At 33.5% G+C, this 14,563-nt stretch carries 14 protein-coding genes; 9 read left to right on the forward strand and 5 right to left on the reverse strand.

Annotated elements, in window-relative coordinates:
• The first annotated feature begins 228 nt into the window (after window positions 1-228).
• Window positions 229-411: a hypothetical protein gene (locus ACFIMS_RS04390; protein WP_375611974.1), complete on the forward strand. Its 183-nt coding sequence runs from the start codon at window positions 229-231 to the stop codon at window positions 409-411.
• Here ACFIMS_RS04390 and ACFIMS_RS04395 read toward each other — a convergent pair.
• Entirely contained in the window at window positions 335-649 is a 315-nt protein-coding gene (locus ACFIMS_RS04395; RefSeq protein ID WP_007347852.1) for a helix-turn-helix domain-containing protein, read from the reverse strand. The genes ACFIMS_RS04390 and ACFIMS_RS04395 overlap by 77 nt on opposite strands.
• A 610-nt stretch (window positions 650-1,259) precedes the next feature.
• Between ACFIMS_RS04395 and ACFIMS_RS04400 the strand changes: the two genes are divergently transcribed.
• The 4 genes from ACFIMS_RS04400 to ACFIMS_RS04415 all read left to right on the forward strand — a co-directional run bounded on the left by ACFIMS_RS04400 (window position 1,260) and on the right by ACFIMS_RS04415 (window position 2,502).
• Window positions 1,260-1,385, forward strand: a complete 126-nt coding sequence (locus ACFIMS_RS04400; protein WP_375613352.1) for a hypothetical protein — start codon at window positions 1,260-1,262, stop codon at window positions 1,383-1,385.
• A 21-nt stretch (window positions 1,386-1,406) separates the two neighbouring features.
• Complete coding sequence (locus ACFIMS_RS04405) at window positions 1,407-1,661, forward strand: hypothetical protein (protein WP_375671883.1); 255 nt, start codon at window positions 1,407-1,409, stop codon at window positions 1,659-1,661.
• Between the two features lie 306 nt (window positions 1,662-1,967).
• Window positions 1,968-2,279 carry a hypothetical protein gene (locus ACFIMS_RS04410; RefSeq protein ID WP_375613354.1) on the forward strand — a complete coding sequence of 104 codons (312 nt, stop codon included), beginning with the start codon at window positions 1,968-1,970 and terminating at the stop codon, window positions 2,277-2,279.
• 52 nt (window positions 2,280-2,331) lie between these two features.
• Window positions 2,332-2,502, forward strand: a complete 171-nt coding sequence (locus ACFIMS_RS04415; protein ID WP_375613355.1) for a hypothetical protein — start codon at window positions 2,332-2,334, stop codon at window positions 2,500-2,502.
• 529 nt (window positions 2,503-3,031) lie between these two features.
• On the opposite strand, the gene ACFIMS_RS04420 is transcribed toward ACFIMS_RS04415, so the two are convergent.
• Both ACFIMS_RS04420 and ACFIMS_RS04425 read right to left on the reverse strand, forming a co-directional pair.
• Window positions 3,032-3,211, reverse strand: coding sequence for a DUF1508 domain-containing protein (locus ACFIMS_RS04420; RefSeq protein ID WP_142416545.1), 180 nt, complete (start codon window positions 3,209-3,211; stop codon window positions 3,032-3,034).
• A 388-nt stretch (window positions 3,212-3,599) separates the two neighbouring features.
• The gene (locus ACFIMS_RS04425) at window positions 3,600-4,139 is read right to left on the reverse strand and encodes a helix-turn-helix domain-containing protein (RefSeq protein WP_375628802.1); all 540 of its coding nucleotides are present in this window, start codon (window positions 4,137-4,139) and stop codon (window positions 3,600-3,602) included.
• Window positions 4,140-4,497: 358 nt separating this feature from the next.
• Between ACFIMS_RS04425 and ACFIMS_RS04430 the strand changes: the two genes are divergently transcribed.
• Entirely contained in the window at window positions 4,498-5,550 is a 1,053-nt protein-coding gene (locus ACFIMS_RS04430) for a DUF475 domain-containing protein (RefSeq protein ID WP_375628804.1), read from the forward strand.
• A gap of 471 nt (window positions 5,551-6,021) precedes the next feature.
• On the opposite strand, the gene pncA is transcribed toward ACFIMS_RS04430, so the two are convergent.
• Together pncA and ACFIMS_RS04440 are read right to left on the reverse strand one after the other, a co-directional pair.
• Entirely contained in the window at window positions 6,022-6,630 is a 609-nt protein-coding gene (gene pncA, locus ACFIMS_RS04435) for a bifunctional nicotinamidase/pyrazinamidase (RefSeq protein WP_375638342.1), read from the reverse strand.
• A 46-nt stretch (window positions 6,631-6,676) separates the two neighbouring features.
• On the reverse strand, window positions 6,677-7,213 hold the full coding sequence (locus ACFIMS_RS04440) for a hypothetical protein (RefSeq protein ID WP_375613358.1): 537 nt from the start codon (window positions 7,211-7,213) through the stop codon (window positions 6,677-6,679).
• 161 nt (window positions 7,214-7,374) lie between these two features.
• On the opposite strand from ACFIMS_RS04440, the gene ettA reads away from it, so the two are divergent.
• The 3 genes from ettA (at window position 7,375) to ACFIMS_RS04455 (ending at window position 13,256) form a co-directional block, all read left to right on the forward strand.
• The gene (gene ettA / locus ACFIMS_RS04445) at window positions 7,375-9,024 is read left to right on the forward strand and encodes an energy-dependent translational throttle protein EttA (protein WP_375638341.1); all 1,650 of its coding nucleotides are present in this window, start codon (window positions 7,375-7,377) and stop codon (window positions 9,022-9,024) included.
• 666 nt (window positions 9,025-9,690) lie between these two features.
• Complete coding sequence (locus ACFIMS_RS04450; RefSeq protein ID WP_375696417.1) at window positions 9,691-10,629, forward strand: ArsR/SmtB family transcription factor; 939 nt, start codon at window positions 9,691-9,693, stop codon at window positions 10,627-10,629.
• 2,249 nt (window positions 10,630-12,878) lie between these two features.
• Window positions 12,879-13,256 carry a hypothetical protein gene (locus ACFIMS_RS04455; protein ID WP_375611985.1) on the forward strand — a complete coding sequence of 126 codons (378 nt, stop codon included), beginning with the start codon at window positions 12,879-12,881 and terminating at the stop codon, window positions 13,254-13,256.
• Window positions 13,257-14,563: the final 1,307 nt, after the last annotated feature.

Raw genomic sequence — 14,563 nt, forward strand, 5'->3', positions numbered from 1 at the left:
CATTATTCGCGTTTTTGATAGATTATACCAATTTTCATAAGAAGGTCTGGATCGTGTGATGCTTTCTGTTTCACCATGGTACATGACTAATAGAACTTCATCTGATTTTGTAAAATAAGTTTGTACACAATTGCTTCCATACTGCCTATTGCAAATATTTTTTTCTAAGGTATGAGATATATTTTAAACGCTTTAGCGTTATATAGTGTGACTACATGGAGTATGACTATGAAGAATGATAAAAAATTTGAAACAACTTTATCTGATATTATTGTGAAATGGGAGTCTTTATCGACGTCTCAAAAGCAAGCGATATTGGATAAAGTAGAAAATGCTACAGATTCTGCTCATTCAACAGAACATTTAAGGCTTCAATCTTCTTTTTATCTCCAGACGAAATCAAAGTTATGAGTTTTAAGTCTTCATCGGAGATGTTGAAACCAGTTATTACATATATGGCACTAGCATTTCCCAGTGTATTCAAAATAGCCATGAGTTTATCTACAGAAGGTCTCTTGCCTCCATTTATCATTTGTTGGACGTAATTTTGTCCACAGCCTGCAGCTCTGCTTATTTCAATCATTGTTCGTCCGTCACTTTTTATCAATTCAACTAAGCGTTGGAACCAATCTTTTTCAGTCTTTGTCATTTTTAGACCTTTACATATTTACGCTATAGCGTTAATATTGCGTTGCGAATCCAGAATATATGATACAAGGAGCGTGAAAATATCCATGTGTAGCTCTTCGCTAAGGAAGCATATAGAGTTGTTTTTAACTAATAACAAAATGTCCCCATACACTTTCAGATTCGAATCAATAAAAATGGTTGCTTAGTTCCACGGTTGTGAAAAAGTAAATGTGTATACCAGAAAGGGCGATACACACTCGTATGTTTATGAGATTTCACTATGATAGTATACGTAGCAGCATTATAAATCAAGATATACCCCAACATCAGAATTTGTAAAAAAAAATTCTGCGTTGAGGTAGTGTGTGAATATAACGAAGCTTTAGAGCCTTAAGAGATAGGATAATGGCTGTAGAAAAAATGTAAATTGCATAGATAAAGAATACTGATTTCTTCTTTATTGTAATAAATTAGATCACTATCAGATGGTATATCGTATATATGCGTAAAAAAATGGGAAATATCAAAAAAGTGATCTTGGATATTTTATTAAACAGGAAGGTAATCTGATCCACAAAGGTGGTTGTTTGGTAGAATTGTACATTCGATCAATGCCCTTATGGGGATGAATGTGTTTTTATGATGCTGCGGTTTATAATGAAGTCTGTGTTTATAATGATATTGTTATTGATAACAATGCATTAACATATGGTTGTTTAGTTGTTCGTAAGAGTTCGCATGTTTATGAAAAATAAGAACTTTACCGTTATTTGAATATGAGTGGAGATGCATATGTTTATGCTAATGCTAATGCGGTCTTTTTTGATCAAGTTTTGAATGCTCAATGTATTGAATTTTGTGGTGATACTCGTGATTTTAGAAAGGCTCGAGTTTATAATGATGCTTTAGTTTGTGGTGATGTAAAGATTTGTGGGAAGGCAAAATTTTACAGAAATGCTGTGCTTTGTGACACTGAAGATTTTTGTAATAATGAAAAACTTTCATATATAGCCGCATTCCACATGGCGTAAAAAAGGAAGATAGGAACGATTTGGGCAAGGCTTGTATGATTGGATTGCGTCGTTAGTTTTATTTGACGTTCCTTATTTTTTGTATTTTGTGTCAATAAATGTGTCGCAAATAATTGGTGTGAGTGTAGATTTAGCCGCTTTCAGAGATTTGTTTGCGTCATTTATCAATGCTTTAATGGAGAAAATAAGAACGCCGAGAGTGATTGTTCACACTTGGAACATGCAATTTATTGCATTCTTTTTTTGATTGAGGATGAAACAAATTGGTCAAGATCATCACTTGAGCGACAATTAAGGGAGATCCAAATGAGTGTAAACGAAATTTTATTGGGAGCAATGATTGTTGTTTTGTTGTGCAGCGGGGTTATATTTCGATTTTCTTTATATTATCGCAGTCAAGTGAAAATTTTAAAAGAGGAATCTAGAAGAATAAAGCATGAGTTTTTAAGAGATTCTATGAAGATGACTGAAGAACGAGATAGGGCTATTAGAGAGCAAAGTATGGTGATTAAAAGACGCGACCAAGCAATTGAAAAACTGAAAAAACAAATTAAGCAATATGAAAAAAATGAAAAGAAATATAAAAAAATGCTTAAATCTGAAGATGATAAAGAGTGATTGTATTCATATTTTGCATTAAAGGGTTTAGAAATGTGTTAGGAAGATTGGAATGACGAGAGAGATAAACTTTAATGAAGCCAATTATGGTGCTGATGGAGAGATTGTATTGGAAGAGAATATTCAAGTTTACTCTGATTTTATGACAACATTTAAGGTTATAAGACAGAGCGTCGTTGATCATAAAATAAGAGTTTATGATGATAAACCAGTTTATAGGTAGGCTAGTTATTAAAAAGCGCGTCTATACAATCCAGCAATTTTATATTATTGCTGGAAACAGTTTTGCACGTTCTTTTTAGATGTAAGGTATAAATGCTACGATAGTTTCAGCTAATAGGTATAAAAAATTGCATGATAATAGAAAGAAAGAGATATTTGCTTTTTATGAAGATGAAATGGGTAAGTCAGTTATGCTTATCAGATACAGAAGAGGAATATGAACGTAAAAGATATTAATATCTTTTAGAGTAAATATATTTCTCATTGATGATTTATCTTCTCTTCATGTGCGTTTATTTTTTATGAAAAATACAAAACTTAAGAGATTTTCTTTTTGATAAAGGCTATAGAGATTTGAGTATGATTGAAAATAAACATATAATCTGTAAGAATATGAATGTTCTTTGTGAGTGTCAGAAATAATACAAAACTTCCTCTCATTGAGGGCAAATCAATCACTTTTCATTTATCACAAAAGTAACTACCATACCATTATACAAAATAAACGCTTGTTTTAATGGTAAAGAACGTTAGGACTGTAGTTCTCTAATAAGAGCCTTATGTGTAATTTCTTTTATTTGCTCAATATTGATTAGGATATCTTGTTTTGTTGGATAACCTTTACTAGAAAAAGCAATTTTTTGTGCATCTCCTGAGATTAAACGCCAGTACCATTGATTGTGAACTCCTTGAAACACCTCAAAATACATGCTTCCCACCTCATAAAATAGCTGATAATTTCAGGATAAATATTTAACTAATCCGCTTGTAAACATTAATGTATGTCTCTCTAGGAAGTCGTCAATATATTCCCCTTAAATTTTCTGACCTTAAAAAATAATTTCTATGAGAGCTATTATTCTTTTAACAAGAAAAAATTTATTGTCAATAAGATATGAATGAGAATTTTATACTATAAAATTATTTTTTTTAATTTAAAGACACTATACTTTCATTTACAACGCAAATATTTTTCTGTCGTTACAGAAATAAAGTTTATAAATTATATAAAACTTCACCAGCACGGATAAAGTAAAAAAATACTTCTTTCCATACTGGTGTTTAATCATTTCTTGCTTTTTCTTTTGAAATAGACGTTTATTGATTAGCTATAACCTCTTTTTGGGATACGCTTCGAATGAGTAAATCAATGAATAAGCTAAGGGTATAAGAATTGGCCATTTTAGCTTTCATATCGATAAGAGAGGTTGTAGTTTTAGAGTTAAAACCATTTGATAAACCTTGTCTTGACAAATATTGCTGCAATTTTTCATAAGAACTGTCGATTTTTTCTTGATTTAGTTTTTCGTTACGATCACTATCGGCAAGTGTTTCTTCCAGTCCCTCGATTTTTTTAATAAAATAATTCCAGTCAAAATCACCTTTTGTATATTCGGTGTCAAACATTTTTCCTTGTCCAGTTAAAAGCCAATTAATATTGACACCATATAACGTGCGGTATGTTTGTAAGACACTAAGATTGGGTTCTCTCTCTCCACGCTCATAAAAAGCAATGGAATTTTTTGTCATGCTAAAACTTTTAGCTAAGGTTTCACGCGATGGATCGCCTAAAGCAAGACGTACATAACGTAAACGTTTTCCAAATATGGTTTTTGATTCAGTTTCAGGACGTGCCACGAATTATCTCCCTCGGTAAATCATCATGGTATAAATCATTAAATAATAAAAGCACACTATGTATTAATATTCTATGATATAATGTCAATATTATAGCTTTAATTTCTTGTTATTTTTTTATTTGTGTAGATAGAAAGCAATCTTGCACTTATTGTATTGACAATTGATATTCACTTCAAAACAAAATTCCTTGTTGCTACATTTGTCTCTTGCTTTTTTTGAGAGAATTTTCATGTAACTTTACCATATATATTCTATACACCTCTGCATTAATAGATGCAACTTTAAAGAGATGCAAACTTTGGATTGGTACTGGGTGTGCTTAGATGAAGTAGAAAATAAACTTTGAGGAATGATCATGTCCCTATTACGCTATTTTGGGTTTGCTTTTTTTTTCACGATTATTGGTGTCTTTTTAGGAGGGGTTATTGGTTGGTTTGAAACGGAAAGTATTACTGGTTTTCTTAAATATTTTTTTATTTGCTTTGTTTTAGGAATTTTGGAAATTTCTTTATCTTTTGATAATTCTATTATCAATGCGCGTGTTCTTAGTAGAATGAGTCCATTGTGGCGTCGTCGTTTTCTTATATGGGGTATTTTGATAGCTGTATTTGGGATGAGAATTGTTTTTCCATTATTGGTGGTTGTCGTTGCTGTTGGGATTAATCCAATTGCGGCAGTCAAATTAGCGATATGGGAACCACATCGATATGCTGAAGTTTTAACCGATGCGCATATGGGGATTGCTGCTTTTGGAGGAACTTTCCTTATGATGGTTGGCTTAAAATATTTTTTTGATTCTGAAAAAGAAGTGCATTGGCTTAATGTTATAGAGAGATCTGCTCAAAAGTTTGGGGCGCTTGTTGGAATTGATATTGCAATTGTTTTGATTTTGATCTTATTTGTTTCAGCTCAGATTGACGCAGAAAATAAAATAACTTTTTTATTAGCAGCACTTTATGGACTTTTGACCTTTATCGGTGTTGAAGTTGTCGGTCATCTCTTGGATACTCCTCAAAAGACTTTAACAACAGTAGCTCACGGGGGAGTAGGGGCGTTTCTTTATTTAGAAGTTCTTGATGCTAGTTTTTCTTTCGATGGCGTGGTTGGTGCTTTTGCCTTTTCACACAACCTTTTTATTATTGCGATAGGTCTTGGTATCGGAGCATTTTACGTTCGTTCTATGACAATTATGTTGGTTGAATCAGGAACATTATTGCATTATCGTTATTTAGAGCATGGTGCTTTTTATGCAATTCTAGTTCTTGCAGTGATTATGTATCTGCAAACGATTATATCGGTTCCTGAAGTTTTAACAGGACTTGTGGGAGTCTGTATTATTGGAATGGCATTATATTCTTCGATTCGTTTTAAGCATCGTCAATTAGATAAACATGTTGTATCTAAGTAATGGAGATTTCTTCCTTTTTCACACTTTTGTTTATCGCATATCTTTGAATAGAAAGAGGTCTTTTGTGCAAAAAATGCCATGTTATTGCTTATTGATGTTTTTGTTTTAAAGAGGAGATCATTGCACGATTTCTCCTCCATGAGGGAAATAATGTATAATCTTTTGGATAACTTTTGACGTATAGAGGCTTTTTGACTTCAATATAAGGTGCAAGTTTACGCTATACTTTTTACCAGCTTTCAGTATCATAACTGCTCTTGCATTTAATGATTCATAAGAAGCCTTTTGGCTGTTTTTTTTGCAAGATTTTTATTCATACATCAATCCTATTTGTGATGTTTTAAGAGAATGGTGTTGAAATAGGGTTGAAATGAGAGAATTTTACGATATTTTCGTTCCTTACTTAAATAGGTAAAAAAATTTATTCATTATAAATCAGAATGTTATAATGGTAGATGAGAAAAGAATATTTTAGGAGAGCATTAACAGTTCTATCCCTGCTTCGTTCATAGTTTTAAGCATAGTGTTTAGTGATCCGTTTACATCAATACCAGCACAAGCATTTAATGAAACACTGACTTTAAAACCGTATTGTATGGCGTGAAGAGCAGAGAATCCGACACAAAAATCAGTTGCTAAGCCACACATAATGAGCTTGGTAAAACCATGTTCTTTGAGATAAACATGTAAACCTGTTGGTGTTTTTTGATCATTTTCAAGAAAAGCAGAATAGCTATCCATTTTTTGATTATAGCCTTTTCTAAGGATAAGTTGTGCCTTTTCTACTCTAAGAGATGGATGGAATTCTGCTCCTTGTGTTCCTCGTATGCAATGATCAGGCCAAAGTATTTGAGGACCATAGTCAAGAATGACTGTATCATAGGGCTTTTTTTCAGGATAGCAGGAAGCAAAGCTGCAATGGTTTTTGGGATGCCAGTCTTGGGTTAAGATAACGTGGTGAAAATGATTTATGAGATTATTGACGGCGGGTAAAATAGCATCACCTTGAGGTACGGCAAGTGCTCCACCTAGTAAGAAGTCATTTTGAACATCAATGACGATTAAGGCTTTTTTTTCCATAAATATATTCCTATACGAGATGAGCTTTTATCGTATTTTTAAAAAGCTATATGTCGTCTTGAAGTTTTGAAATGATGTGCTGGATATTGATATTATTTTTATAATTATCAAGCCAAAAGAGGGGGATGGATAAGTTTTTACAATTGGCTTTATAGTTTTTTACGAATTGTAACCACGTACCAATGGGAAGGGCACTGTATTCATTTGTTGCTACGTGTTGATGCAAAGCTTTCATGATCATTGGGCTTGGGACGTCAGATCCCATAAGGCGGCGGTCGTTTTGTAAACGTAATTTAAGCCATATCAAGGCAAGGGGTGAAGTCCATTGCTTTCCGTAGCAAAAAATCGATGAAAAAAGAGAAGGATTTTTTACTGCGTAATATAAAGCCCATAAAGCGAGAAAAGAAGGCGCATAGAGAATTGCTTTTCTTTGTGGTACCATATTACATTGATAAGTTGGTTTAATACGATAAAAATACAATGTTATATCTGGTATGGAAAAGAGAGGTAATGTTTGATAACAGGTTTCAGGTACAGCTAAAAAGATTTGCTTTTTGCTTTTTAGGGGGATGTTTTTTTGCATTCAGGACCATACTGGGGCTTGTGGGATTAGAAAAAATGTACCAATATAAAGCGAAAAGCTTTTGATACGATGTAAGTACTATTTACTGTACAGTTTCAAAAAGCAAAAGCAGTTTTTTCAAAATCCTAATCTTTAATATCGCACAGTATAAAGAGAAATTTATGGCACGTCAATTTATCTATCATATGGCTGGGCTTAACAAGTCTTACGGCAATAAAAAAGTTCTAGAAAATATTCATTTGTCTTTTTATCCAGATGCAAAGATCGGTATTTTAGGGCCAAATGGTGCAGGGAAGTCAACTATTTTACGTATTATGGCTGGGCTAGATAAGGAATATACCGGAGAAGCATGGATTTCTGAAGGAGCACGCTGTGGTTATCTACCACAAGAACCTTTGCTTGATGCGAGCAAAGATGTACGTGGTAATGTGATGGAAGGTGTTGCAGATAAACAGGAAGTTCTTGAGCGTTATAACGAATTGATGATGAATTATAGCGAGGAAACGGCTGATGAAAGCGCACAGCTTCAGGACATTATTGACAGTCAGAATCTTTGGGATTTAGAAAGTCAAGTGGAAATGGCTATGGCTGCTCTTGGCTGTCCGCCAGCCGATGGGGATGTAACAAAACTTTCGGGTGGTGAGAAGCGGCGTGTTGCACTTTGTAAATTGCTTTTGTCAAAACCTGATTTATTACTTTTGGATGAACCGACAAACCATTTAGATGCTGAAACGACGGCTTGGCTTGAGAGGCATCTACGTGAATATCCTGGGGCTGTGCTTTTGATAACCCATGATCGTTATTTTCTCGACAATGTAACGGGTTGGATTTTAGAATTAGATCGCGGTAGAGGTATTCCTTATGAGGGGAACTATTCTGCTTATTTGGGGGCTAAAGCCAAGCGTTTGGCTCAGGAAGGTCGTGAAGAGGCAGCGCGTCAACGTGCTTTATCACGTGAGCAAGAATGGATCGCTTCTAGTCCAAAAGGGCGACAAGCAAAGTCAAAAGCTCGGATTAAGGCTTATGATGAGTTGGTTCAAGCAGCACGTGAGCGCCGTCCTGGAGAGGCGCAAATCATTATTCCTATTGGAGAAAGGTTAGGACAAGTTGTTATTGAGGTTGATAATCTCTCTAAAGCTTATGGTGAACGTGTATTGATTGATTCTCTTTCTTTTAAACTTCCTGCTGGTGGCATTGTCGGCGTTATTGGGGCCAATGGTATGGGAAAGTCGACCTTGTTTAAAATGTTGACGGGACAGGAAAAGCCCGATTCAGGTCAGATACGTATCGGTGAAACAGTTCACATGAGTTATGTGGATCAGAGTCGCGATTCCTTGGTGGGGGATAAAACTGTTTGGGAGGAAATTTCTGGTGGAAATGACATTATTAAATTAGGCAAATATGAGATGAATAGCCGCGCTTATTGCGGGGCTTTTAATTTCAAGGGGGCAGATCAGCAGCAGAAGGTGGCAAATTTATCAGGAGGGCAGCGCAATCGCGTACATTTGGCGAAACTTCTAAAAGAGGGGGGGAATGTGCTTCTTCTTGATGAACCGACAAATGATCTTGATACTGAAACATTGGGTGCATTGGAAGATGCATTGGAAAATTTCGCTGGTTGTGCAGTTATCATATCGCATGATCGTATGTTTCTTGATCGATTGGCAACACATATTTTAGCCTTTGAAGGTGATGGTCATGTAGAATGGTTTGAAGGTAATTTTGCTGAATATGAGGCTGATAAAGTTCGTCGTCTTGGGGCGGAATCTCTTAATCCTAAGCATGCAAATTATAAACCTCTTACACGCTAGAATTTTTTATCTTATCGCAACTTTGTTAGAATAATAGTGTATTTTATTGCGTTTGTTATTTCATAAATAAAGTGTGTGTGTACTCTGTGGGAGTTTTTATTCATTGAAAAGAGTAAGAGACACTTTATGAAATTATGACCTAAATAGGGTTATTTTACTCATGATATATAACCGGTTATTTTTTGTAAAACTGCAATGAAAAGGAGGGAATGGAGCGTATAGTATTACTTCTACAAATGCCTTGGTCATTGAGCATTATCATCTTTACTTAATAAAAATGCAAGCTGGCATTATCATGTTATTTTTTCTCAATAGTATGCAGTTTTTGTTTTGAGGTGGGCATAAAAGGTATTTTTATCCATCTGTCCCCTCCGTTTATGAGCTGTAAGAGAATGATTTGGATTGATTTATCATGAATAGATTTGAAATGAGAAAAATCTACGGTATTCCGGTTTTTTATTCAAGTTAAAAATGAATTATTATTATAAATCAATGTATTCTCATTATAACGAGAAGCAGGGAGATAAGATCTGTTCGTTTTTTACATTAGCCTATTTTTTTCATAGTATGATAAAATAGAGAGAGCAAAATAGATGAGAATATGCGTTGTATGCTTGACTTTTTTTCCTACAAACAAATGTTTATAGGAATGTTTAGGGGATAATTATGAAAAAAAGTGCAAGTTTAGATGCAATGATTGTGCTGCTGAAAGCGGTCGCAGAAGTAAGCCATTTACGTGTTCTTAGGCTCTTACATCATGAAGATTTAACAATTCCTGATTTTATTTTTATTCTTGATCAGTCGCAAGCGTGTATATCACGATATTTACGTTTATTGTACGAAGCACGATTGATTGAGCGTTATCAGAAGGGGGATAGCCTTTATTTTAAGCTTTGTCATGATTTTTGGGGTAAAGACATTGTGATGGGTATTCTTTCGTCTTTACCAAAGAATGATGTGTTGTTAGCGCATGATTTAGAACGTTTGAAGGATGTTAAAAAGCAGCGTCAAAAAACGAGGAAGAAGCATTTCTTACAAAATGCGTTGCAACGGGATGTATTACGGTCATCCTATATGGCAGATCATGGTGTAGAAAACTCGTTACTTGAAATCATTGGCGATAAACCATTTCAGACGATGTTGAATATTGGAAGAGGTGGAGACTCTATCTTAAAATTGTTTTCTAATCTTTATACGCATGCGGTTCAAGTTGTGCTTGATAGCAATGTTTTTCACTTGTCTGTTGGAGATACAACTTTTGATTTAGTTATTCTTCATTGGGTTTTACATTTTCTTGAAAATCCTGAAATATTCCTTCATGAGATATCAAGTGTTTTGCGTCCTCATGGCCGTTTATTGATTGTGGATTTTGGTTATCATGAAATTGAGTCTTCATATTCTGATCAAGTGCATATGCGTTTTGGATTTTCGGCTTTACAAATAGAACAATGGCTTAAAAATGCGGGACTTGTTCTAGAACAAACGGTTTGTCTTACTCCTATACAAAATGAAAACAGTGAGGAGGGGATTGCTACGCTTTGGCTTGCTCGTGATCCGCGTTTATTGGTTGACGATATCAAAGATAAACAAGTAGATTTTGCATAAATCGCGTTTGTTAACGTGCTTTATACTCTGATTTTTCTCAAGGAATAGCGTAGAGATAAAACTTTATTCAATCATTGATAAGCTATTGTTTTTTACATTTGTATTATGTTTTTATATGGGAGTATTGGTGTTTTATAGCGGTGTGTAGGCTGTATAATGAAGCACCTTCTATAGAGTTAAGCCTATGAGGATCATTATTTAAGGTGTTCTTGATATCATATTTATGTTATTAGCCAATATATTGATTTTAAAAGATCATTGATTTTTTTAGACTCAATAAGAGGTTTAAATACAGGAATGTTGTTTCATTTCAAATTTCCTGTTTCAGAATCCGAAAGAGTCTGTTTGTCTGCTACAAAAGAAGGTATTTATCTTAATGATACCGTTTGTAAAAGAAAATACATCTTCTAAATGTGAGGGCGGCTGCAATATGATATAATGCCGCACAATATAATCATAGTGAAGGCTCATACCTTCATAAATGTCAAAGATGGTGGTGCCCAATAGATCTTAAAATATCTCTTTAAAACAGGTTTTTAGATAAGGAGTACGTTGGAACTTTTAGTGAGGGGTGCAAAAAGATGCTCTAAAAAGACGAAAAAGTAAAAGGGTAAGACAATGCATTATATTCATAAAAATAAGATCGGCGATGATCTAGGGATAGTCTGTGGCTGAAAGTAGGAAAGAAAAGTGTGATATTACACTAAAGTTTCGTATCTCTTTATCATGAGAAGTTATGAAGGTTATTAAATAAGTTCATTGTTTTTGCCAAAAGTATTTTCTTTCTTTTTATGTTTGCCGCTCATCTTATGACGCAGTCCGTGGGTATAGCGTAAAATTGATAGGGCACCATCGTCTTTAGTTTAAGTAAAAGTTGTAAGCCGGCATCATCGTTTTATGTTTTTTATCCATATGCTTCTTCTTGTTTGTGATGTGCGATAGTATGGCTATTCATTAATTCAATAGACGAAGATTGAAAATAAGGGAATCTTACGTTCTTGAGATCTCTCATGTAAATTGTAAAATGATGAGTTATGATTGTAAATCAATGAATTGTTTACGTTAGAAGAACAGATTATAAAAATTTTTGAGCATAGAAACTACTGTGTGTATTATTTTACGGGATCATTTAAATGATAGAGATTAAGAGAAAATGTCTGCATTGATTTCGGTTTGTTATGTTAAAATGCGTTAGAGACTGTTGGTTATTGTAAAATGGTCTATCGTTATTTGGAATGACGATGGGGCGTGATTCGAAACAAATATCTTCAGAGTTCTCATTTTCTCATAAGATTAAGCTGTTTAAGTTTCTCATTGATTGTTACATGAGGGATGTAACAATATTTTAATGATCATTTACAGAAATTTTTTATAAAGGTAGATAAGATTTTATTTTCTCTAATTTATTGTTTTAATTTAAATAATTCATAGCTTTCTTGCAAGAAGATATTTTCCATTTTTTACGGTTATTTGTGTAAGATTTTAAAAATCTACGTTTTTCTTTTTGTGGTGATTGCTGTTGGAAAAGTGATTCTATTTTTACGTAGTTTGATTTTTATAGGGTGGATACGTAGAAATTACTGTTTTTTAATATGATCATCAGAGTTATGAAAGAAACTATTTAAAAGTTATAATGATCGTAGATTCTAATTGATGCTTCTTGAAATAAAATTGCTTCAAATTGGGTCATTTTGAACTTTTTTTGCCTAAATTTAAACATTTTTAAATAATTTATAATTCTTTTATGTTTTTTTGCGTAGAAGATGATAAGAATTTCTTGTTGTTTAAAGAATTTTATTCCATAGCAAGAATATTGCATCGGCTATCTTAGTGGTTGATGTAAGAGGACAATCGGGGAACCTCCTCCCCCCCCCCCGCGTGGATCCCCTAGATTGTCTGGCCTGACTGAGGATTTCCTCAGTCAGGCTTTTTGTAATTATTTTAGGAAATGTAAGGTGTTATTAGGGGGGAGTGTAAGATCTGTTATTGTTTCGCCTATAGTACCTAAATACATAGAAGGGCGAGTCTTATTGGGNAATGTAAGGTGTTATTAGGGGGGAGTGTAAGATCTGTTATTGTTTCGCCTATAGTACCTAAATACATAGAAGGGCGAGTCTTATTGGGCGGATAGTGTTAGCGTATTCATTTTTAATAATTTGATTTTTCTTTATTGAGGCATTGTTGCATGTTATAAGGAGAATCATAAGAGGAATCTATGTTTGTATTCTGTGGTCTTTAGGTAAGAGATAATGGGATCTTTTTCGCATCGTATTATTTTTATTTTATTCGTATTTTTTATTTTTGGCGCTGTCTTTTTTGCTTCTCGAAGTGGTGTTGTTTATCAGTTTTTTCCCGGTCGCTCTTCTTTTTCTTCTCAGCAGCTTGATGTAACAGAGGAGGAGTTATTAGAGAGATTATCCGTATCTTTTCCAGATATTATCAAGCATCTTTCTAAAATGACCCCTCAACAGCAAGAGTTGTTTATTGCGCAGCTGCGTCGTGATGTAATTGCGCTTGCTTCTAAAAGTGGTCAGAGTCGTGAGCAGGCTCAAAAATCTGGTGAAACTGTTGCTATGGCTCTCTCGAAAGCGATTTCTCGTCCTTCCGTTGCTAATGCTTATTTTTAGCTATTTTTTTAATCGCGCTTTTGGGTTTTATTTTAAGGAGAAAGAGCTTCTCTTGAAATTTTGAAAAGTGCGAGGAGATGATCAATTTGTAAGGTATTAACAAAATTTATCTCTCAAAAGGTAAGCAATTGGAGTATAAGGGTAATGTTGCAATCATTACAGGAGTGATAGAAAGTCTATCAAGGGTATTGGTCCAAGTTAATTGCATTATCAATCGCTACAATGACAAAAGCAGTATTGACTATAATAAAACACGTTAACTGCATTTTATATGCCGGTTATTTTTTTATTTGATATGAGAAAATAAAATTTTTTAAAGGATTTAAGCTTTTTTTGTTCTACGGATTTTAGGATATTTATCCACTTGTATGATTTCTGAAAATGAGGTGCAAGACTGATAAGATGATAGTCTGTGACAAAGAAAAAATATTTGAATGAAGATGAGAGGTCTATTTTTATTTAAAAAGGCTTTGGGGGTATTGAGTTTTCTAACATTTTTCAAAAAAAATAGACACAAGTAATTGTTAAGCTTTGTTGTAGGGATAAAAACGGATATAACTTTTTTAGTATATTGTTTTATAATGATAATTTATCATTTTATATTGAATGAGAATCTTAAGAATTGTAAAATCCTCTCATTTTAAATTTATCCATGGTGAAAAAATTAAAATCAGTTTCTTGTATACCACAAGTAGAGGCTTGTGTGGATAAAAACTCTTTATAAAAAGGAATTAAAAAGCTTCTTTGAGACATCTTGAGAGCTAAAAGTCTGTTCCAATATTTTGAATTGGTAAAGAGTATGATGGTTTTAGTATATTTATGAATTTTTTTATGCGCAATGATGGGGGGATTTGTTTTGTGATTTTTTGAGGTTTTATCGGACATAAAGAGTGCAGTGGGTGTTTATTAATCAGAGAGAAGCGTTGATAACGATTTATATTTTTTGTGAACCTTTTTTGATATCGAGCATCTTCGGTAAAAAGATGCTCTTGTCTCTCTTTCTTTGAGGGATTGATCTCAATAAAAAAATTAATAATCTTATGTAAAAAATATTACATCTAGTTCAGATGCTATTTTTTTAATATAAAAATTGATTGATACAACAGAGATAGCCGCAAGTTATAGATTATATCATTTTATTTGATACGCTATAAGATTAATTATAGTCTTTTTATTTTTTTATTTTATGATATAGAGAAATCTGAGACTTGTGCATAAAGATATATTCTTTTATTTCATAATTTTAGCTTGAAATTGTCTTACTATTTCCTTTTTAAAGACGTTCTTTTGCTTTCTTTTTTGTATAA

It is taken from the genome of Bartonella sp. AP331QHHD (assembly GCF_042195905.1).
In the GTDB taxonomy this organism is placed as follows: Bacteria; Pseudomonadota; Alphaproteobacteria; order Rhizobiales; family Rhizobiaceae; genus Bartonella.